Here is a 617-nt window from a genome sequence, read left to right as displayed (position 1 = left end):
TTATTTTTATTTGCATTTGCTTTAATATGGGTGGAATCAATAAATAAAGATGAGTGATCGATTAAGTTATTTTTGATAGCTATTTCGAGTATTTTCTCAAATATTTGTTCAAATAAATCCGTATCATGAAAGCGACGTGTATAGTTTTTACTAAAAGTCCCAAAATGAGGTACTTTATCTAAAAAGCTATATCCTAAATACCAACGGTAAGCTACATTTGTTTCTATTTCTTTAATTGTTTGTCTCATTGATTTGATACCAAATAGTCTTTGTATAAGTAATATTTTTACTAAAATAACTGGATCTATAGAAGGTCTACCATTATCGAGACAATATTTGTCTTCGACAAGTTCATATACAAAATTTAAATCTAATATCGTATCGACTTTACGTAATAAATGATTATTAGGGACTAATTCAGAAATAGAAATCATTTCATATTGATCTCTTTTATCAATTGATTTATTCAACATAATAAACACCACCACTGTTTAATTTATATATATTATAATATTTTTCGTATAATATTGGCAGTGATTTGGGCCGACTCCTGCGGGAAGAGCGCTAGCCGAAGACTACAGGCTAAGGCAGTGCCCGCGGAAAGCGTGCACAAAAAA

General features: G+C 30.0%; 1 protein-coding gene. It reads right to left on the bottom strand.

Annotation, left to right across the window (positions count from 1 at the left end; genetic code table 11):
• Positions 1-473: transposase (locus BTM19_RS12870; protein WP_142378987.1), on the bottom strand; the 473-nt coding region annotated here is incomplete at its 3' end.
• Positions 474-617: the final 144 nt, after the last annotated feature.

This window comes from Staphylococcus xylosus (assembly GCF_002732165.1).
Lineage (GTDB): Bacteria > Bacillota > Bacilli > Staphylococcales > Staphylococcaceae > Staphylococcus > Staphylococcus xylosus.
This window is presented reverse-complemented; position numbering and strand designations above follow the sequence as displayed.